Below are 19,535 nucleotides of genomic sequence, written 5' to 3' on the forward strand. Positions count from 1 at the left end.
TATCGTTCATGACCAAAGTCACCGTTGCCGCGCTCCAGCTCGCCTTTTCCGACGACCGGGCGAACAATATCGAAATGGTCGCCGGCCATGTCGTGAAGGCCGCCGCGCGGGGCGCGAAGATCGTCCTCCCGCCGGAACTGTTCGAAGGCCCCTATTTCTGCAAGGTCGAGGAAGAAGCGCTGTTCGCCAATGCTCTGCCGCTCGACGAGCATCCCGCCGTGCAGGAAATGCGCAAGGTGGCGAAGGCCGAGGGCGTCTATATCCCGGCCAGCTTCTTCGAGCGCGATGGGCAGCACTATTACAATTCGCTCGCCATGATCGACGATGAGGGCGAGATCATGGGTCTCTATCGCAAGAGCCACATCCCGGACGGGCCGGGCTATGAGGAAAAATATTATTTCCGCCCCGGCAATACGGGCTTCAAGGTTTGGAAGACCAAGTTCGGCACCATCGGCGTTGGCATATGCTGGGATCAATGGTATCCCGAAACCGCGCGGGTGATGGCGCTGATGGGCGCGGAAATGCTGTTCTACCCGACCGCGATCGGATCGGAACCCTATGACGTCGGCCTCGACACCAGCCGCATGTGGCGCCGCGCAATGATCGGCCATGCGGTCAGCAACTGCATGCCGGTGGTCGCCGCCAACCGTATCGGTGAGGAAGATGGTCAGAAATTCTACGGCCACAGCTTCATCAGCGACGAATGGGGCGATTTCGCCGCCGAAGCCGACGCTAGGGACAATGGCGCGCTGGTGGCGACACTAGATCTGGCGCAAGCGCGCAAACATCGGGCCGGCATGGGCTTCTTTCGCGACCGGCGGCCGGAGCTTTATGCACGTATCGCCCAGGATATCTGACAGCAGGAGAGAGGCTATGACCGTTGCCCGGCACTATATCATGCACGCGAAGGAAGGCATGGACGCCGCATTGGAAACGGCCCTGCGTGCCATAGCGGATGCAGTGCGTCCGCTGCCCGGCTGCGAGGGTGTCGAAATGCTGCGCGATTTGGGGAATGAACGGCGCTTCGTCTTTATCGAGCGATGGGCCGACGTCGACGCGCACAAATCGGCTGCGGCGCTGATCGACAAGGGGCTGTTCGCCTCGCTGATGGCGGCGCTCGACGGGCCGCCGGATGGGGCTTATCTTGACTATCTGATGCGCTGACTCATGCGCTGAGCGTCAGCGCGCGGGCGAAGACCGCCTCGAACATCTCGGCGGTCAGCCGCCCCGTATTCTGGTTGTAGCGCGAGCAATGATAGCTATCGATTACGATCTTGCCGCTGGGCATGCGATGCTCCGCCAAATGGGCGAAGCGCGCCTTGGGGAGCTTGCCGCCCAGCACCTTCACGGCTGACTGGTGCGCGATTTGGCCGAGCGCAATGAAGACCTGCGCATTGGGCAACGCTGCCACCGCGGGTTTCAGGAAGGCCCGGCAATTGCGGATTTCCTCCGGCAGTGGCTTGTTCTGCGGCGGCAGGCATTTGACCGCATTGAGGATGATGATGTTCCGCAGCTTCAGGCTGTCATCCGCGCGCGCTTCATAGACGCCTTCGGCAAGCCCGAATTTGTGGAGCGTCGCGAAGAGAAGATCGCCGGCATAATCTCCGGTAAAGGGCCGGCCGGTGCGGTTGGCGCCCGATTTGCCGGGCGCCAGTCCGATGATCGCGATCTTGCCGAGAGGATCACCGAAAACGGGAACCGGAGCATTCCACCAGTCGGCATGTTCTGCCCGGTTTTCGTCGCGGAACGCAACGAGGCGCGGGCAAAGCGGACAATCATGCGGCGGTTCGCTATGCGGGATAGGGCTTTGCAGCGTCATGGCGACGGGATAGGCGCTGTCGGATGACAAAGACAAGCACTCGTCATGTTTACGCGCTCGCATTGGGATCGAACCGCCCGCTGTCGGCCCGGCTCGCTCCTGCGCGCTTGCTGAAGGAAGCAGTTCGCCTGATCGGGCAGTTGGGCACGGTTCTGGCCGTGGCTCCTGTCATAAAAACACTGCCCCTGGGACCATCGCGGCGGATTTTCGCCAATAGCGCGGCCTTGGTGGAGAGCCGCTTGCCGCCCGAGGCGATGCTTTTGCACTTGCAGGCGATCGAGCGCCGCCTGGGGCGCCAGCGATTCATGCATTGGGGAGCACGTCGTCTGGATATCGACATCATTCTCTGGTCCGGCGGGCGGTGGAACAGCCGTTCACTGCGCATCCCGCATCCGGCTTTTCGGGAGCGGGACTTCGTGCTGACGCCGCTTTGCGCGATTGCCCCGGATTGGCGCGACCCGGTTTCAGGACTTTCCATGCGCCATTTGCGCTTCCGCTTACGAAAAGCGATTTCTGGAGGTTGACCAGCCGCACCACCGCCTCTAGTGCGTGCGGACCTCATGATATGAGGGCCCTTAGCTCAGTCGGTAGAGCAACTGACTTTTAATCAGTAGGTCGCTGGTTCGAATCCAGCAGGGCTCACCATCCCCCTTCCGATCATCAGGTCAGGGCTGTCAGCAGCAGCGCGGCGCAGCACCATAGTTCGATCGACACCAGCAGGCCGAACAGGATGCCGAACATGGCATGAGGCTTCAGCGCGTCGTCCATCTGCCCTCTCCAATTCTTTCTGCAAGATGAACGGCTTAACCATGCGTCTGGTTCCCGGAGCGCTTTGGCGCAGAGCATCGGTTCACCGCATTTCCGGCGAAATGGTGGAGAGATGTAGCCGGTTGTCAGGGAATATCCGGCCCGGCGCTGATGCGGATCGGGCAGGATGTGGCGATCTCCATCACTGCATTGAGGCGACCAAGGCCCAGCCATTTCGCGCAATGGGTGGCGAGTTCCAGCAATTCTGCGGCGCTGAATTGGGCATGGAGTTCCGCCCAGAACAGGTCGTCAAAGGCGGCCGGGCCTGTCGCGAAGCGTTCGGCAAAAGCGATGGCCAGCGCTTCGCGTGGCGCATAATCGGTGCGCCGGTCCGGATCGTCGACCCCTGCGTAGAAATCTTCGGTAAGGCCGTGGCGTTCCATATCCTCCACCCGCGTTTCCGAGCAGGGAATGCAGCCGTTGATATGGGCAATACGGATGCGGGCGGCTTCGCGAATGCGGACCGGAAGCCGCGCCCCCTCCTGCAACGCGTCGCCAAAGGCATGCGCCGCAGCGCCAAGATCCGGGCGGAGGGACCACATGCGGGCGCCCTCCTCTCCGTCGCCGGGTGGGAGGGCGAGCCGCGCCATGATCTCAGAGCCTTTCGACGATAGCGACGTTGGCCATGCCGCCCGCTTCGCACATGGTTTGCAGGCCATAGCGGGAGCCCCGGTCGCGGAGGGCGCTCACCAGCGTCGCCATGAGTTTCGCGCCTGAGCCGCCGAGCGGGTGACCGAGCGAGATCGCGCCGCCATGGACATTGAGTTTCGCCGGGTCGGCACCGAGCGCCTGCGCCCATGCCAGCGGGACCGGGGCGAAGGCTTCGTTGACTTCATAAAGGTCAATGTCGGAGAGCTTCATGCCCGCTCTGGCCAGCGCCTTTTCCGTCGCGGGGATCGGGGCTTCGAGCATGATGACGGGGTCGTGGCCCAGCACGGTCATCTCATGCACGCGCGCGAGCGGGGTCAGGCCATGCGCCTTGAGGCCGCGTTCGTTGACCACCAGCAGCGCAGCGGCTCCGTCGCAAATCTGGCTGGCGTTGGCGGCTGAGATCACGCCATCCTCGGTCAGCAGCTTGACGCTGGCGATCCTTTCCAGGGTCGCGTCGAAGCGGATGCCCTCGTCGATCTTGTGGAGGACGGTTTCGCCTTCCGGGGTGACGATTTCGAGGGGGATGATTTCCGCGTCGAACTTGCCTGCTTCCGTCGCGGCGGCTGCACGGCGATGGCTTTCGAGCGCATAGGCGTCCAGCACATCACGAGTCAGGCCATATTTCTTTGCCAGCATTTCCGCGCCGCCGAACTGGCTGAAGGGCTGGTTCGGATAGCGGGCCTCGATGCCGGGGCTGCGATAGGTGCCAAAGCCATGTTTGGCGGGAAGCGTCCAGGGCAGGCCCATGGGGACGCGGGTCATGCTTTCGACCCCCGCCGCGATCACCACATCCTGCACGCCGGACATGACCGTGGCGGCGGCGAAGTGCAGCGCCTGTTGCGAAGAGCCGCATTGGCGGTCGACATGGGTGCCGGGGACGGATTCCGGCAGGCCGCTGGCGAGGACGGCGTTGCGGGCGATATTGGCGCCCTGCTCGCCGCCGGGGCAGGCGCAGCCCATGATGACATCCTCGACAGCGGCGGGGTCTAAGCCGGAGCGTTCGACCAGCCCCGCAAGGACTTTGCCCGCGAGATCGGCGGGGTGGACGCCAGCGAGGCGACCGCCGCGCTTGCCGCCAGCGCTGCGCGCGACGGCGGCGATATAGGCTTCAGCCATGTCTTTTTCTCCTGTCAGACGCCGGTGATACGGATGCCGGAGCCGGGAACTTTATATTTGCGGTTAAGGGCGATCAGGACGGAGGTGAGGCCTTCCGCCACGACCGAGTTGCACAAGGGGCCTGCATTCCAGGCACGCAGGCCGATTTCCTGCGCGAGCGCGACCACAGTATCGGCGGCTTCGCTGTCGTCGGCGCAGACCAGAACGTCGCACTCGACTTCCTCATCCAGCTTGGTGAGGTGATGGGCGCTGATATTCTGGAAGGCGGAGACGACGCGCACACCCTCGCCCAACATCTTCTGCACGGCTTCGACGGCGGAACCGCCTTCGGGAAGCTGGACGCGGCTGACCTTGGGCGGGACCAGGGGAACGGTCACGTCGATCAATATCTTGCCCGCCAGCGCCGGTTCGACATCCTTCACCGTCGATTGCTGCGCAGCATAGGGCACGGCGAGGACGACGATATCGGCCTGCGCGGCGGCTTCCGGGTTGGCGGCGCCGGTGACAGCGCCCTCCCCCAGAAGCTCGTTCATCTGGGCGGCGGCTTCCTGCGCGCGCTCGGCGGTGCGACTGCCGATGATGACCTTGTGGCCCTTATGCGCCCAGCGGAGGGCCAGGCCGCCGCCTTCCTTGCCGGTGCCGCCAAGGACGGCGATGCTCGCCAGAGCTTCATTCTGCATATTCAAACCTCTCCTGTTCTTTTCGGCGCTTGCGCGGGGGCGTGAGGATCATCGGGGTGAGTTCCTCAGCGGCCATGCCGCGCTCATGTATATCCTGGGCGATGGCGCCATAGGCGGTGCTGCGCTGGCGCGGGGTGCGGCCCAGCGAGCGGATCAGCGCCTCCATGGCGGCGGGCGGCATCTCCTGCCCGTGCTGGGTGCCGGCGGCGCGGGAAATGCTCTCATTCATCAGCGTGCCGCCAAGGTCATTGGCGCCCGACATAAGGCAGGCCTTCACTCCCTCCTCGCCCAGCTTGACCCAACTGGTCTGGATCGAGCGGATATGGGGGTGCATCGCGAGCCTCGCCACGGCGTGCATCAGCCGGACTTCGCGGAAGGTCGGGCCATGGCGCGCCTCGCCGCGCAGGCCCATGGGCGCTTCCATATGGACGAAGGGCAGCGGCACGAACTCGGTGAAGCCGCCAGTGCGGCGCTGGAGGTCGCGGATGCGGATCAGATGGCGCGCCCAATGGCGGGGCGTGTCGACATGGCCGAACATGATCGTGGCGGTGGTGGTGAAGCCGACCTTGTGCGCGGTTTCGACCACCTCCAGCCATTTCTCGGTGCTGAGCTTGTCCGGGCAGATCTGAGCGCGGACTTCATCGTCGAGGATTTCCGCCGCCGTGCCGGGAAGCGTGTCGAGACCCGCTTGCCTAAGGCGGATCAGGAATTGCTCGACCGTCAGGCCCAGCGTCGCAGCGCCTTGCGAGACTTCCAGCGGGGAGAAGGCATGGATATGCATCTCCGGCACGGCGGCGCGGACCGCTTTGGCAAGGTTGATGTAGGTTTCGCCGGTATAATGCGGGTGGATGCCGCCTTGCAGGCAGACCTCGGTGCCGCCGCGATCCCAGGCCTCGCGGGTACGGCGGATGACTTCTTCGAGGTCGAGATCATAGGGTTTGCCGCGCAGTTCCTCCGCCTTGTCGCCCTTGGAGAAGGCGCAGAAGCTGCATTTATAGGCGCAGATGTTGGTATAGTTGATGTTGCGGTTGACGACATAGCTGATCTCGTCGCCCATCACCTGTTCGCGCAAGGCGTCAGCGCTGTCGCAAATATGTTCGAGGTCGGTTTCGCGGGCGGAGAAGAGCGCAGCGATCTCCTCCTCTTCCAGCAAAGTGCCCGTCATGGCGCGCTCGACGATGGCGGCGATCTTCGGATCGACCGGCAGGGTCGAGGGGCGCGTGACGCGGGGCTCCAGCGCTATGCCCGGCGACCAGCTATCCTCGCGGGCAAAGCCGTCCGCATCGGCATGGGCGAGGATGTGGCGCACCATGGCCGCATCCTGCCAGCGATCATTATCCTGCGCATAGGCGGGATAGACCGGCAAGCGCGCGACCAGCATCCGCCCCTCCCCTTCGGTCGCCATGCGCAGGCGCTCGACTTCGGGCCAGGGCGCTTCGGGGTTCACATGGTCGGGCGTGACCGGCGAGACTCCGCCCCAGTCGTTGATCCCCGCCGACAGCAGGCGCGGGAAGTCGGCAGCCGAGAGATTGGGCGGCGCCTGGATGTTCATTTCAGGACCCAAAATCAGGCGAGCGGCGGCGATGGTCCAGAGCAGGTCTTCCATGTCCGGTTCGGGCGCATGGGCCATCACCGTGCGCTCCTTGGCGCGGAAGTTCTGGACGATGACTTCCTGGATGTGGCCATAGCCTTCATGCAGGTCTCGAATGGCTTCGAGCGCTTCGACCCGCTCCTCGCGGGTTTCACCGATGCCGATCAATATGCCGGTGGTGAAGGGGATTTGCAGTTCGCCCGCGAGGCGGATCGTTTCCAGCCGTGCCGCCGGTTCCTTGTCAGGCGAGCGATAATGCGCGCCACCCTTCCGGCAGAGCCGGTCTGAAATGGACTCCAGCATCAGGCCTTGGCTTACGGAAACCCGGCGGAGCGCGGCCATTTCCTCGCGGGTCATGACGCCGGCGTTGATGTGCGGCAGTAGTCCGGTTTCGTCACGTACCAGCGCGGCCATTTCGATGAGATAGGAGATGGTCGTGGCATGGCCGAGCCGCGCCAGTTCCTCGCGGGCGGCGGTGAAGCGCAGTTCGGGCTTGTCGCCCAGAGTGAACAGCGCCTCGGTGCAACCCGCCGCCTTGCCTGCGCGGGCGACGGCCAGCACCTCCTCGCGGGTCATATAGGCGTTCTCGCCGGGACGCGGGGGCTGGGAGAATGTGCAATAATGGCAAAGATTCCGGCAAAGCTGGGTCAGCGGGATGAATATCTTGCGCGACCAGCTTTGCACACGGCCATGGCCTGCCTCGCGCAGCGCCGAAGCGGCGGCCAGCAGATCGGCCAAGGGCGTTTCCAGCAAAGCTGCCGCCTGTTCGCTCATCCCGTTCCTGCCCGTCATCATCCGCTCCATCATCTTATCTTTGCGCCCGTCTCAGCCGACCGGCCCCGGCTGCTCGGGGATTGCGCCCGCGCCTCCACCAATACCGTCGAGCATTTCCTGCGGGAGATCGGCGGGCGCGTCCAGCAGGGCGACCAGCGACTGCATGAAATGTTCGAGGCTGGAGTCGCTACCCCACATCGGATGCGCGCGGCTATGGTCGACCAGGGCGCGCTGCCGCGCCGAAAGGACCGCGCTGATATATGCGCCCATGAACACGAAGCGCTGGTTCTGAAGTCCAGGCGACAGATGCGGCATCAGGCGGCGCAAATGATCGAGGCAGCGGCCATAGGCGATGTTCCACGCCGGATCGATCGCGTCCAGCATCATGTCCCTGTGGGTCATTGCGAAGATCACGATGAACTGGACATAATGCTCATCGGGCAGGCCAAGAACCGGCTGGACAAGGATATCCACGACCTCCCGGATCGTGCGGGGTCCGCCCTCCCGCTCCAGCGAGTCGAGCGCGGCGTTGCGTTCCCGGTCGAGCGCCACCGCGCCGTCCATGACGATGGCCCGCACCAGCGCTTCCTTCGACCCGAAATAATAGCCGACAGCGCCGTGATTCTTCTGCCCCGCCGCCGCCGCGATCTCCCGCACGGTGACGCCATCCACGCCCCGTTCCGCGAACAGGCGCAGGGCGACCTTCTTGAGCTGCTCCGCAGCGGCGCTGCGCGTGACGTCATCGGCCTTGGCAAGTTGAAGTCTGACCATGTGTGCATTTTTCTCATTGCCAAGCGCGTTCGTCAAGTGCATTATCCAATTGATCTAATCGACGGGTGAACAGTCGATAAAAGTGAGGGATGCCTAAGTGGAATCAGCGGTCGACATCGAGTCGCTGGCGGCGTGGATGACGGATCAGGGGCTTGGCTCCGGCCCGTTGATGGACGTGACGCCGCTTGCGGGAGGGACGCAGAACATCCTGCTGCGTTTCAGCCGTGATGGGCGCGATTATGTGTTCCGTCGCCCGCCCGCGCATCCCCGTCCCAACAGCAATGAGACGATGCGGCGGGAGGCACGCGTGCTGCGCGCTTTGGCCGGGACAGCAGTGCCGCATCCGGGACTGATCGCGGATTGTAGCGATGAGAGCGTGCTGGGCGTCGCCTTCTATCTGATGGAGCCGGTGGATGGCTTCAATCCGGTGGGACAATTGCCCGAACCCCATGCCAGTTCGCCGGCGATGCGCCATGCCATGGGGCTGGCTCTGGTGGATGGGATCGCGGCCCTGGGCGCGCAGGATCATCAGGCATTGGGCCTGGCCGATTTCGGGAAGCCGGAGAATTTCCTCGGGCGGCAGGTCGATCGCTGGCGATCGCAGCTTGCGGGCTATGGCGAGTTTGACGGGTGGACGGGGCCGGAGGCGTTGCCCTCCGTCGGCGCGGTAGGGGATTGGCTGGAACGGCATCGGCCCGACCGCTTCATGCCCGGCATCATGCATGGCGACTATCATCTGGCCAATGTGATGTATCGCAATGATGGGCCGGAACTGGCGGCGATCATCGATTGGGAACTGGCGACGATCGGTGATCCGCTGCTGGACCTGGGATGGGTGCTGGCGACCTGGCCGGATGGGAAATCGGAAAGCACGGTATCGGTGAAACCCTGGAATGGGTTCCCGGCCGCGGGCGAATTGGTCACGCGCTATGCGGAGGGATCGGCGCGCGATCTGTCGGCTGTCGATTGGTATCATGTGCTGGCCTGCTACAAGCTCGGCATCCTGCTGGAGGGCACTTACGCCCGCGCCTGCGCTGGCAAGGCGCCGCGCGAGACCGGCGACAAGCTCCACGGCCGCGCCATCCATCTTTTCGAGCGCGCTGAAGCGCTGATCCGCTGACATGAAGAGGAATCCCCTTTGACCAACGAACTCGACTTCACCGGAAAGACGGTGCTGGTGGTCGGCGGATCGAGCGGCATCGGCAACGGCATGGCGCAGGCCTTCCGCCAGCGCGGTGCGCAGGTGCATGTCTGGGGCACGCGGACCAGCGCGGCCGACTATGCGGGCGAGGAAGGCTCCGACCTCGAAGGCGTCGGCTATACGCAGGTCGACGTCAGCGATGCGGCAGCGATTGCAGCGGCGCCGGTGCCTTTCGACAGGCTCGATGTGCTGATCCATTCGCAGGGGGCCGTGCTCTACCGGCGGCAGGAGTTCGAGGCCGAGGGCTGGAACAAGGTGATGGCGGTCAATCTCGACTCCATCCTGCATATTTCCAATCTGTGCCGGGAAGCGCTGGCGGCCGCCAAGGGGGCGATCATCGTCGTCAGTTCCATCGGCGCGTTCAAGGCGACCTTCGGCAACCCCGCCTATGCGGCGTCCAAAGCGGGCGCGGTCAATCTGGTGCGGGCGCTGGCGATTGCCTGGGCGGGCGACGGCATCCGCGTCAACGGCATCGCGCCGAGCCTGGTCGATACCAAGATGACCAAGGTGACGATGGACAATGACGAGCGGCGGACCCGAGCGCTGGCGAAGATTCCCCTGGGCCGCTTCGGGTCGGTCGAGGAGATGGCGGGCGTGGCGCTTTTCCTCGCCTCTCCCCTCTCCGGTTATATTTGCGGGCAGACTCTGGTCGTCGACGGCGGCCTCACGCTCACCTGAATTTTTCCAAGAAGGATCATCCGATGAACTTCGAATATTCCGATAAGGTGAAAGCGCTGCAAGCGCGGCTCATCGATTTCATGGACGCCCATGTCTATCCGATCGAGAAAGAGCGCGACCATTTCCACCATGACCCGGCGAACCTGTGGAAGCGCTGGCCGGGCACGGAGGAGATCAAGGCCAAGGCCAAGGCAGCCGGTCTGTGGAACCTGTTCCTGCCGCATGAATATGGCGAATGGAGTCCCGGCCTAACCAATCTGGAATATGCACCGCTGGCCGAGATCATGGGGCGCGTGATCGGGTCGTCGGAATATTTCAACTGCTCGGCGCCCGACACCGGCAATATGGAAGTGCTGGCCCGCTACGGCACGCCGGAGCAGCAGGAGAAGTGGTTGAAGCCGCTGCTCGATGGCACGATCCGCTCCTCCTATGTGATGACGGAGCCGGAGGTCGCCTCTTCGGATGCGACCAATGTCGCCACCACCATCATCGCGGATGGCGACGATTACGTCATCAATGGGCGCAAATGGTGGATTTCGGGCGCGCTCGATCCCAATACCAAAATCTTCATCCTGCTGGGGAAGACCCCCAATGACGGGCCGCGCCACCAGCAGCATTCGCAGATCCTGATCCCGGCCGGCACGCCCGGCATCGAGATCATCCGCCCGCTCGATGTGATGAACGCCGTGCATTCGCCCGGCGGTCATGCGGAAATGGTGTTCAAGGATGTGCGCGTGCCCAAGGAGAACCTGATCCTTGGCGAAGGGCGCGGCTTCGAGATCGCGCAGGGACGACTTGGGCCGGGCCGTATCCATCACTGCATGCGGCTCATCGGGCAAGCGCAGCGGGCGCTGGAATATATGGCGCGGCGGGTGGAAAGCCGGGTCGCTTTCGGGCGCAAGCTCGCGGATCAGGGGAGCATAAGGCAGGATATCGCCCTCTCCTTCTGCGAGATTGAGCAGGCGCGGCTGCTGACGCTGAAGGCCGCCGATGCGATGGACCGCTATGGCAACAAGATCGCCAAGGACCTGATCGCCGCCATCAAGATCGTCGCGCCGCGCATGACCCAGACGGTGGCGGATCGGGCCATGCAGGTGTTCGGCGGCATCGGCATTTCGAGCGATTTCCCACCCGCCGCCGCCTTCATGAATGCGCGCTACCTGCGCTTCGCGGATGGCCCGGACGAGGTTCACATGGCGCAGCTTGGCAAGCTCAAGATTGCTGAACTCAACCAATTGCCGGTGCGCTGAACTTTTTAACCGGAAAGGCGAGGAAGGATCATGCTGATGACCCCGCAGAACCAAGCCGACAGCCGGGCCAACCCCGGCCTCGGCAGTGCCTGGTGGATGGTGGCGGTTCTGTTCGGGCTGTACGTGCTCAGCTGGGTCGACCGGCTGATCGTGTCGATGCTGGTGACGCCGATCAAGGCGCATCTGCTGCTGTCCGACGTGCAGATCAGCATGATCACTTCGACCTCCTTCGCCATCTTTTATGCAGTTTTCGGCTTGCCGCTCGGTTGGGCTTCGGATCGGTTTTCGCGGCGCTGGATCATCTTTGGCGGCGTGGTGATCTGGGGGATCGCGACCACGGCCTGCGGTTTCGCGCAGACCTATGAGGCGCTGCTGATCGGGCGGATTTTCGTGGGCGTGGGGGAAGCGGCGCTGCTACCTGCCGCCTATTCGCTGATTGCCGACGCCTTTCCGCCGCGCCTGCTGACGCGGGCGACCTCGACCTTCCAGATGGCGGGCAAAGTGGGGTCGGCGACGGCCTTTGCGCTGGGAGGCGTCGCGATTGCCTTTGCGACGGCGCATACCGGCATTCACATTCCCTTTCATGGCCCCGCGCAGCCCTGGCAGCTGGTCATGATGATGGTGGGCTTGCCGGGGATCATCTTCGCGCTGTTGCTGTTCACCTTTCCCGATCCGGGCCGCAGGAAACCGCCGGGCGCGGCTTCAATGGCGGCTTCGGGCGAAATCCGAACCTTCGTTTCGCGCAACTGGAAGCTGCTGGCGCTGATGCTGGTGGGCACATCCTGCCTCGCCATGTGCGGCTATTCGATGACCAACTGGGTGCCCGCCTATATCGAGCGGCATTTCGGGTGGAAGCCGGTGCAATATGGCCTCGCGCTCAGCATGATGAACATCGTGTCGGCCGTGTCGCTGGTGGTGAATGGCTGGATCGTCGACCGGCTCTTTTCCGGCGGCATGAAGGACGCGCATTTGCGCTTCTATAGCTGGCTGATCATCGGTTTCCTGCCGGTGGTCGGCTATATGTTCTTCGCCACCAACGTCTATGTGTTCCTGGCCTGCTATTGCGTGGCGCAGTTCATCACCGTGCCGTTCATGGTCTATGTGTCGTCGGTCATGGGGCTGATCGCGCCAGCCACGATCCGGGCGCGGATGCTGGCCTTTTTCCTGTTCGTCTTCACGATCCTTGGCCTCGGTGCGGGGCCGGCGATCGTCGCGGCGCTGACCGAATATGTGTTCCATGATGAGGGCGCGCTGGGACAGTCGCTCGCCGTCGTGGTGACGGTCTGTTCGGTGATCGCCTTGATCTCCTTCCGCATGGCGCTGCGCTATCTGGCGCCCGCCATTGCTTCCCGAAAGGACGTTTGATGTCTTTGAGCCTTGGCGGGGTCGATCCCGCGCGTCGTGACCAACTCGCCCTTGCCGATGAGCGGGTGACTTATGACTGGCATCAGTTGGATGAGCTGCTCAACCGGGCGGCCAATGCGCTCAATGGCCTCGACCTGACCGAGCGGCGAGTGGCGGTGTTCGCGCCCAACAGCGCCGAGACAGTGATCGCCTATGTCGCCTGTCTGGAGGCGGGCATTTCCAGCGTGCCGGTGAGCTTTCACCTGACGCCTTCGGAGGCCGCCTATATTCTGAAGGACAGTGGCGCGGTGGCGCTGCTGGTCGGGCCGGAGACGATGGAGGCCGGGCTTGCCGCAGCCGCTGAGGCTGGCGTCAAGACGGTGATCGGCTGGCGCTGCCCTGATCGTGAAGATGTCATCCATTGGGAGGACTGGATCGCGGCGGCTTCGACCGCTGAACCCGATCCTGAGGTGCCACCTTTGCCGCATCTCCACTATACGTCCGGCACCACGGGACGACCCAAGGCCACCGAGACGCCGCCGCAATATTTCCCGCGCGCTGCCACGGTGAAGGCTCTGGCCGAAGCGATCCGATCGAAGATCACGCCTTCGCCCGGCATTGCCGTGGGGCCGCTTTATCATACCGGGCCGCTCGGCATGGCGCGCAATGTCTTTGGCGGCATGAGCCTGATTACCGTCGAGCATTTCGATGCGGAAAAGACGCTGGCACTGATCGAGAAATATAAGGTCGCAGGATCGGTGATGGTGCCGACGCATTTCCAGCGGATGCTGGCTCTGCCCGAAGACATCCGCACCAAATATGATGTGTCGAGCATCCAGCGGCTCGCCCATACCGGCGCGGCCTGTCCGCGTGCGGTGAAGCAGGCGATGATCGACTGGTTCGGGCCGGTGCTGGTCGAGGCCTATGGCGGGACCGAGGCGGGATCGACCACCTACATCACCTCGCAGGAATGGCTGGAGCGGCCGGGGTCCGTCGGCAAGGCGCTCCCGCCTTTCGAGACGGAGATTTATGGCGAGGATGGGCAGTTGCTGGGGCCGAACGAAGTCGGACAGGTCTATTTCCGCGACACCAGCGGCCATGGCATCGTCTATCGCGGCGATCCCGAAAAGACGGCCGCCGCCCATATCGCGCCGGGCGTCTTTACGCTGGGCGAGATGGGCTATGTCGATGCGGAGGGCTATCTCTTCATCACCGACCGCGTGTCCGACATGATCGTAAGCGGCGGGGTGAACATCTATCCCGCCGAGTCCGAGCATGTGCTGCTGCGCCATCCCAAGGTGGCGGATGTGGCCGTGGTTGCCGCACCCAATGCGGAAATGGGCGAGGAAGCGCGGGCGCTGGTCATTCCCAAGGATGCGGACGATCCGCCGAGTCCGCAAGAACTCAACGCCTTCTGCCGCGCCAACCTCGCCGGTTACAAATGCCCGCGCGGTTACGAGATGGTGGATGATATCGGCCGCACCGTCATGGGCAAGGTCAACAAGAAGGCGCTGCGCCAGCGCTTCTGGCCTTCTGATCGCACCATCGGGGGTTGAGCTTCATGCGTTTTGTCTTGCCCTTGCTGCTGTTGCTCGCCGCTTGCGCGCCTTCGGGGGAAGCCCGGCGAGATGGGAGCGACTGGCCGGGCTATGGCGGGATCGATGAGAACCATTACAGCTCGCTCACCGAGATCAATGACCGCAATGTCGGGAAGCTGAAGCTCGCCTGGTATCATGACATCAGCGGTGGCGGGTCGAGCCTTTCCGCGCCTATCGCGGTGGATGGCGTCGTTTATTATGCCTCGGGCTATAGCGTTATTCATGCGCTGGACGCTTCGACTGGCCGGGAATTGTGGACCTATGATCCGCAAAGCTGGAAGGTCGCGGGGCAGAAGATGCGCGCCGCCTGGGGCATCAGAGGCATCGCCTATGACAGTGGCATGGTCTTTACCGGGACCATCGACGGGCGGCTGATCGCGATCAACGCCAAGTCCGGCCATCCCGTCTGGACCGCGCAGACCATCGGCAAGGATGACGAGCGCTATGTCACCGGCGCGCCCTGGGTGTTCAAGGGCAAGGTCATCATCGGCCATGGCGGCGCGGACTTCGCGCCGGTCCGGGGCTATGTGACCGCCTATGACCAGCAGACGGGGAAGCAGCTCTGGCGCTTCTACACCGTGCCGGGCGATCCGAAGCTGGGCTTCGAGAATAAAGCGATGGCGATGGCCGCCCGGACGTGGACCGGCCAGTGGTGGAAATATGGCGGCGGCGGGACGGCGTGGAACGCCATGGCCTATGACCCCAAATATAACCGCATCTATATCGGCATCGGCAATGGTTCTCCATGGAACCAGAAGATCCGTTCGCCGGGCGGCGGGGACAATCTCTTCCTCTGCTCCATCGTCGCGCTGGATGCCGATACGGGCGAATATGTCTGGCACTATCAGACCAATCCCGGCGAGACTTGGGACTTCAACAGCGCGATGGATATCGAGCTGACCCGGCTCAAGATCGGCGGGAAAGAGCGCGATGTGCTGATGCACGCGCCGAAAAACGGCTTCTTCTATGTAATCGACCGGGAGACGGGGAAGCTGATCTCCGCCCGCAACATCGTGCCCGTCAACTGGGCGAGCGGGATCGATATCAAGAGCGGGCGGCCGATCGAGAATCCGGCGGCGCGCTATCCGGGCGGCAAGGCGGCGATCGTCTACCCCTCCCCCTTCGGCGCGCATAATATCGAGGCGATGTCGTTCAATCCGGGGACCGGCCTCGTCTATATCCCGACCATGGATCAGGGGCGGGTCTATATCGATCCGGCCGAGTCCTTGCAGGGCTGGAAGCATCTGAACGGCCAGCGGATCAGTGTCGGCACGGGCGCGCCGCCTCCGAACGTGGTGCCGGATCGGCCCGCGACCAGCTTCCTGCTCGCCTGGAACCCGGTGACGCAGAGCGAGGCGTGGCGCGTGCCGATGCAGGGCATTCGCGGTGGCGGCGGCACGGCAACCACTGCGGGCAATCTGCTGTTTCAGGGCAATGCGGCGGGCAAGTTCGTCGCCTATGCCGCGAATAACGGGACGCCGCTCTGGTTCTTCGATGCGCAGACAGCCGTGATGGCGCAGCCGATCACCTATCGGGCACGCGGCAAGCAATATGTGACGGTGATTGCGGGATCGCGTTTCCCCAGCGCCACCGGCATTGGACATGAATGGAACTACCGCACCCAGCAATGGCGCGTCCTCACCTTCTCGCTTGATGGCAAGGCTGCTTTGCCACCGGTGCAGCCCGTCGAAACGCCGGTCATCGACATGCCCGATTTCGCCGTCGATCCTGCCAAGGCCGCCCCCGGCGCGACCGTTTTCGGCCAGCGCTGCTCCATCTGCCATGGCGCCAATGCGGTGTCGGGCGGCATGGCGCCGGACCTGCTCCAGTCCGGCGTACCGCTCGACAAGGCCAGTTTCGAAGAAGTGCTGCACAAGGGCATCTTGCGCGAACGGGGCATGCCGCGCTTCGAGGAACTGACCGACACCGAAATCACCAGTCTGCAACATTATTTCCGCCAACGCGCCCGCGAGGTTTTGGCAACGCAAGCCGCTGCCAAGCCGGGCGCCCAGACACATAGAGGCTTGAATGAAGGTCAATGACGTCGTCACCTATGAGGTGGAAGGCCCAATCGCGGTCATCACGGTCAACTCGCCGCCCGTGAACGCGCTCTCCAATGCCGTGCGGCAGGGCGTCGCGGGCGCGGTGCAGACGGCCATCGGCGATAGTGGCGTGGGCGCGATGATGCTGATCTGCGAAGGAAGAACCTTCTTCGCAGGGGCCGAGATCAGCGAACTGGGCAAGCCGCCGGTCGAGCCGACCCTGCGCAATCTCCAGTTGGTTGTCGAAAATGCGTCCAAGCCGGTGATCGCCGCCATCCATGGCACGGCGCTGGGCGGCGGTCTAGAACTGGCGTTGGTGGCGCATTATCGCATTGCCGTGCCTTCGGCCAAATGCGGGCTGCCCGAAGTCAATCTGGGCCTGCTGCCCGGCGCTGGCGGTACGCAGCGTCTGCCTCGCATCGTCGGGGTGGAGAAGGCTTTGGACCTCATCACTTCCGGCGCGCCGGTCGGCGCCAAGGCGGCGAAGGAAATGGGGCTGCTCGATGAACTCGCGACGGAGGGCAATCTGCGCGCCGAGGCCATCGTCTTTGCGCAGCGCGTACTCGACGAGAAGCGTCCACTGCTCAAGGTCCGCGACCGTACCGAGAAGCTGGATGAAGCACGCGGCAAGCCGGAAATCTTCGCGGACTTCCGCAAGGCCAATGCCAGAAAATTCCGTGGCTTCAAGGCGCCCGAACATATCATCCGCTGCATCGAGGGCGCGCTGGAAAAGCCCTTTGACGAGGGCATGGTCTATGAGCGCGAACTGTTCAACGAGCTTCAGGCCGACAGCCAGTCCGCCGCCCAGCGCCATGTCTTCTTCGCAGAACGGCAGGCGGCCAAGATCGACGGCATTCCCGCCGACACGCCCATCCTGCCAATCCAGAAGGTCGGTGTGATCGGCGCGGGCACTATGGGCGGCGGCATTGCGATGAACTTCGCCAATGCCGGCATTCCCGTGACCCTATTGGAGACGAACGAAGAAGCGCTGTTCCGGGGTCTGCGCATCATTCGCGGCAATTATGAAACCACCGCGAAGAAGGGCAAGATGAAGCCCGAGGATGTCGACAGCCGCATGGGCCTGCTGACCGGATCGGTGGCGATGGAGGATCTGGCCGACTGCGACCTCATCATCGAGGCGGTGTTCGAAAATCTCGACGTCAAGCGAGAGGTCTTCGCCAAGCTCGACAAGATCGCCAAGCCCGGTGCGATCGTTGCCACCAACACCAGCTATCTCGACATTGACGACATTGCCGCCGCCACCCAGCGGCCCGAAAGCGTCGTCGGCCTGCACTTCTTCTCGCCCGCTAATGTCATGAAGCTGCTGGAAGTGGTGCGGACCAAGGATACCAAGCCCGAAATCACCGTCACAGCGATGAAGCTGGCCAAGACCATCGGCAAGATCGGCGTGCTGGTGGGCAATGGCTTCGGCTTTGTGGGCAACCGCATCCTTGCGGCGCGCAACACGCAGGCAGATCAGTTGGTGCTCGAAGGCGCGACGCCCTGGGCAGTAGACAAGGTGCTCTATGACTTCGGCTTTGCCATGGGGCATTTCCAGATGCGCGATCTGGTCGGCCTCGACGTCGGCTGGAATCGGGACGCGACCAGTTCCGCCAATGTACGGGAAATCCTCAACGAAATGGGCCGCCATGGGCAGAAGACGAAGGGCGGCTATTATGACTATGACGAGAACCGCAAGCAGACGCCCTCCCCCATCGCCATGCAGGTCATCGAGGATTTCGCCGCGAAGCAGGGCATCGCCCGGCGCGAAGTGAGTGACGGGGAAATCCACGACCGCATCCTCTTTGCCATGGTGAATGAGGGCGCGCGCATTCTCGACGAAGGTATCGCCTCACGGGCGTCGGACATCGATATCGTCTGGATCACCGGTTACGGCTGGCCGAAATATCGGGGCGGGCCGATGTTCTGGGCGGATTTGCAGGGGCTTCCCGTGGTGCTGGAGAAGCTGAAGGCGCTGGAAGCCGCCCATGGCGAGGCATTCAAGCCCTCTCCACTGATCGAGCGGCTGGTGGCGCAAGGCAAGGGGTTCAAGGACGCATGATACAGGGAAACCGCATCGCCATCACCGGGGTCGGTGAAACCCCCTTCCTCCGTAAAGGCGAGGAAGGGGTCATGAAGATGATGACCCGCGCCAGCCTCGCGGCGATTGCCGATGCGGGCCTGACGCCGAAGGACATCGACGGCTATATCTCCAACAAATATGCGGGGCATGGATCGGACGAGGTCGCCTTTGCCATCGGCGCGGGGGAGAAGCGCTTTTGCGCCACGACCGACAGCGTCGGTGGCACGGCGACTTCGGGGCAGGCGCTGCAACTGGCGCAGATGGCGATCGAGGCAGGTTTGGCGCGGCATGTGCTGGTGCCCTATGCGATCCAGTCGACCAAGCCGGGCGGCGTCTATGGCTTCCATGCGCGCGAGCCGCAAAAGGCAGGGATCGAAATGCCGGTCGGCTTCTTCGGCCAGCCCACCTATTTTGCGAGCATGGCGAACCGCTATGCCCATGAATATGGTATGACGGAGGAGGATCAGGCCGCCATCCCGATGACCTATCGGGCCTGGGCGGTGCTGACGCCAAGCGCACAGCGGCGCGATCCGATGGACCTCGCCGCCTATCGCCAGTCGCCCATGATCTCGACGCCGCTCAGGGCAGCGGATTGCTGCCTCACCACCGATGGCGGCGGCGCCTATGTGGTGAGCGCCATAGAGGAAGCCCGCGACATGCCCCATCCGGTGGTGAGCGTGCAGGGGCTGGGGTTGGGCTTCAACAACTGGCCACAGGGGGTACTGTTCACCCAGACGCCCTGCACCTACGACTTCCCCGGTGAGGTGTCGGCGAAGCTCGCTTATGCCATGGCGGGCTGCGATCCCAAGGACCTCGATCTGGCGCAGATCTATGATGGCTTCACCATCTCTGCGCTGGTGCAGACCGAGATGCTGGGCCTGTGCGAGCGGGGCGAAGGGCCGCGTTTCTATGCTGCGGGGCATGGGATGCCGGGCGGGCGCATGCCGATCAACACCAGCGGCGGACATATGTCGGGCGGCTATGTGCCGGGCATGAACCTGCTGATCGAGGCGGTGCGGCAATTGCGCGGGCAGGAAGGCGATCGGCAGGTGCCGAACGCGAAGCTCTGCGCCGTCGCGGGGCTTGGCGGCAACAATCATTCCACCACCATATTGGCGCGGAGCTGATCC

The 19,535-nt window shown here is 63.6% G+C and carries 17 protein-coding genes and 1 tRNA gene; 12 read left to right on the top strand and 6 right to left on the bottom strand.

What is annotated here, in order from left to right:
• Window positions 1–8 precede the first annotated feature (8 nt).
• The gene (gene aguB / locus HHL26_RS07355) at window positions 9–857 is read left to right on the top strand and encodes an N-carbamoylputrescine amidase (protein ID WP_066557426.1); all 849 of its coding nucleotides are present in this window, start codon (window positions 9–11) and stop codon (window positions 855–857) included.
• 16 nt (window positions 858–873) lie between these two features.
• Complete coding sequence (locus HHL26_RS07360; protein WP_066557424.1) at window positions 874–1,164, top strand: antibiotic biosynthesis monooxygenase family protein; 291 nt, start codon at window positions 874–876, stop codon at window positions 1,162–1,164.
• Between the two features lies 1 nt (window position 1,165).
• Here HHL26_RS07360 and HHL26_RS07365 read toward each other — a convergent pair whose 3' ends face one another.
• A complete protein-coding gene (locus HHL26_RS07365; protein WP_066557423.1) occupies window positions 1,166–1,819 on the bottom strand; it encodes a uracil-DNA glycosylase in 654 nt (217 codons plus the stop codon).
• Between the two features lie 23 nt (window positions 1,820–1,842).
• Between HHL26_RS07365 and folK the strand changes: the two genes are divergently transcribed.
• Complete coding sequence (folK, locus tag HHL26_RS07370; RefSeq protein ID WP_066557421.1) at window positions 1,843–2,343, top strand: 2-amino-4-hydroxy-6-hydroxymethyldihydropteridine diphosphokinase; 501 nt, start codon at window positions 1,843–1,845, stop codon at window positions 2,341–2,343.
• Between the two features lie 45 nt (window positions 2,344–2,388).
• Window positions 2,389–2,464, top strand: a tRNA-Lys gene (locus HHL26_RS07375).
• A 248-nt stretch (window positions 2,465–2,712) separates the two neighbouring features.
• On the opposite strand, the gene HHL26_RS07380 is transcribed toward HHL26_RS07375, so the two are convergent.
• From HHL26_RS07380 to HHL26_RS07400, 5 genes are read right to left on the bottom strand one after another with little or no spacing between them, the layout of a single operon-like run.
• Window positions 2,713–3,168 (bottom strand): carboxymuconolactone decarboxylase family protein, encoded by a 456-nt coding sequence (locus tag HHL26_RS07380; RefSeq protein ID WP_087575796.1) that lies wholly within the window; start codon window positions 3,166–3,168, stop codon window positions 2,713–2,715.
• A gap of 52 nt (window positions 3,169–3,220) precedes the next feature.
• A complete protein-coding gene (locus HHL26_RS07385) occupies window positions 3,221–4,393 on the bottom strand; it encodes an acetyl-CoA C-acetyltransferase (RefSeq protein ID WP_066557418.1) in 1,173 nt (390 codons plus the stop codon).
• 14 nt (window positions 4,394–4,407) lie between these two features.
• Entirely contained in the window at window positions 4,408–5,073 is a 666-nt protein-coding gene (npdG, locus tag HHL26_RS07390) for an NADPH-dependent F420 reductase (RefSeq protein WP_066557415.1), read from the bottom strand.
• Window positions 5,063–7,456, bottom strand: a complete 2,394-nt coding sequence (cofH, locus tag HHL26_RS07395; RefSeq protein ID WP_237229781.1) for a 5-amino-6-(D-ribitylamino)uracil--L-tyrosine 4-hydroxyphenyl transferase CofH — start codon at window positions 7,454–7,456, stop codon at window positions 5,063–5,065. Before cofH ends, npdG begins: the two co-directional genes overlap by 11 nt.
• 33 nt (window positions 7,457–7,489) lie before the next feature.
• Entirely contained in the window at window positions 7,490–8,209 is a 720-nt protein-coding gene (locus HHL26_RS07400) for a TetR/AcrR family transcriptional regulator (RefSeq protein ID WP_066561725.1), read from the bottom strand.
• Window positions 8,210–8,306: 97 nt separating this feature from the next.
• Here HHL26_RS07400 and HHL26_RS07405 point away from each other — a divergent pair, with 97 nt between their 5' ends.
• From HHL26_RS07405 to HHL26_RS07440, 8 genes are read left to right on the top strand one after another with little or no spacing between them, the layout of a single operon-like run.
• The gene (locus HHL26_RS07405) at window positions 8,307–9,329 is read left to right on the top strand and encodes a phosphotransferase family protein (RefSeq protein ID WP_066557404.1); all 1,023 of its coding nucleotides are present in this window, start codon (window positions 8,307–8,309) and stop codon (window positions 9,327–9,329) included.
• 18 nt (window positions 9,330–9,347) lie between these two features.
• A complete protein-coding gene (locus tag HHL26_RS07410) occupies window positions 9,348–10,088 on the top strand; it encodes an SDR family NAD(P)-dependent oxidoreductase (RefSeq protein ID WP_066557403.1) in 741 nt (246 codons plus the stop codon).
• A gap of 23 nt (window positions 10,089–10,111) precedes the next feature.
• Window positions 10,112–11,338, top strand: a complete 1,227-nt coding sequence (locus HHL26_RS07415) for an acyl-CoA dehydrogenase family protein (RefSeq protein WP_066557401.1) — start codon at window positions 10,112–10,114, stop codon at window positions 11,336–11,338.
• 36 nt (window positions 11,339–11,374) lie between these two features.
• Window positions 11,375–12,703 carry an MFS transporter gene (locus HHL26_RS07420; protein ID WP_066561724.1) on the top strand — a complete coding sequence of 443 codons (1,329 nt, stop codon included), beginning with the start codon at window positions 11,375–11,377 and terminating at the stop codon, window positions 12,701–12,703.
• Window positions 12,703–14,238 carry an AMP-binding protein gene (locus tag HHL26_RS07425; RefSeq protein ID WP_066557399.1) on the top strand — a complete coding sequence of 512 codons (1,536 nt, stop codon included), beginning with the start codon at window positions 12,703–12,705 and terminating at the stop codon, window positions 14,236–14,238. Before HHL26_RS07420 ends, HHL26_RS07425 begins: the two co-directional genes overlap by 1 nt.
• A 5-nt stretch (window positions 14,239–14,243) precedes the next feature.
• A complete protein-coding gene (locus tag HHL26_RS07430) occupies window positions 14,244–16,322 on the top strand; it encodes a PQQ-dependent dehydrogenase, methanol/ethanol family (RefSeq protein WP_066561722.1) in 2,079 nt (692 codons plus the stop codon).
• On the top strand, window positions 16,309–18,384 hold the full coding sequence (locus HHL26_RS07435) for a 3-hydroxyacyl-CoA dehydrogenase NAD-binding domain-containing protein (protein ID WP_066557397.1): 2,076 nt from the start codon (window positions 16,309–16,311) through the stop codon (window positions 18,382–18,384). The genes HHL26_RS07430 and HHL26_RS07435 overlap by 14 nt, the downstream gene beginning before the upstream one ends.
• Entirely contained in the window at window positions 18,381–19,532 is a 1,152-nt protein-coding gene (locus HHL26_RS07440) for a thiolase family protein (protein ID WP_206377390.1), read from the top strand. The genes HHL26_RS07435 and HHL26_RS07440 overlap by 4 nt, the downstream gene beginning before the upstream one ends.
• The last annotated feature ends 3 nt before the right edge of the window (window positions 19,533–19,535 follow it).

This window comes from Sphingobium sp. TB-6 (genome assembly GCF_012927365.1).
In the GTDB taxonomy this organism is placed as follows: Bacteria; Pseudomonadota; Alphaproteobacteria; order Sphingomonadales; family Sphingomonadaceae; genus Sphingobium.

Coding starts and splice junctions, on each gene's coding strand:
- HHL26_RS07400 (WP_066561725.1), bottom strand. CDS start 8,209: ATGGTCAGACTTCAACTTGCCAAGGCCGATGACGTCACGCGCAGCGCC.
- HHL26_RS07420 (WP_066561724.1), top strand. CDS start 11,375: ATGACCCCGCAGAACCAAGCCGACAGCCGGGCCAACCCCGGCCTCGGC.
- npdG (WP_066557415.1), bottom strand. CDS start 5,073: ATGCAGAATGAAGCTCTGGCGAGCATCGCCGTCCTTGGCGGCACCGGC.
- HHL26_RS07380 (WP_087575796.1), bottom strand. CDS start 3,168: ATGTGGTCCCTCCGCCCGGATCTTGGCGCTGCGGCGCATGCCTTTGGC.
- HHL26_RS07425 (WP_066557399.1), top strand. CDS start 12,703: ATGTCTTTGAGCCTTGGCGGGGTCGATCCCGCGCGTCGTGACCAACTC.
- HHL26_RS07360 (WP_066557424.1), top strand. CDS start 874: ATGACCGTTGCCCGGCACTATATCATGCACGCGAAGGAAGGCATGGAC.
- aguB (WP_066557426.1), top strand. CDS start 9: ATGACCAAAGTCACCGTTGCCGCGCTCCAGCTCGCCTTTTCCGACGAC.
- HHL26_RS07365 (WP_066557423.1), bottom strand. CDS start 1,819: ATGACGCTGCAAAGCCCTATCCCGCATAGCGAACCGCCGCATGATTGT.
- folK (WP_066557421.1), top strand. CDS start 1,843: ATGACAAAGACAAGCACTCGTCATGTTTACGCGCTCGCATTGGGATCG.
- HHL26_RS07385 (WP_066557418.1), bottom strand. CDS start 4,393: ATGGCTGAAGCCTATATCGCCGCCGTCGCGCGCAGCGCTGGCGGCAAG.
- HHL26_RS07415 (WP_066557401.1), top strand. CDS start 10,112: ATGAACTTCGAATATTCCGATAAGGTGAAAGCGCTGCAAGCGCGGCTC.
- HHL26_RS07430 (WP_066561722.1), top strand. CDS start 14,244: ATGCGTTTTGTCTTGCCCTTGCTGCTGTTGCTCGCCGCTTGCGCGCCT.
- HHL26_RS07435 (WP_066557397.1), top strand. CDS start 16,309: ATGAAGGTCAATGACGTCGTCACCTATGAGGTGGAAGGCCCAATCGCG.
- HHL26_RS07440 (WP_206377390.1), top strand. CDS start 18,381: ATGATACAGGGAAACCGCATCGCCATCACCGGGGTCGGTGAAACCCCC.
- cofH (WP_237229781.1), bottom strand. CDS start 7,456: ATGACGGGCAGGAACGGGATGAGCGAACAGGCGGCAGCTTTGCTGGAA.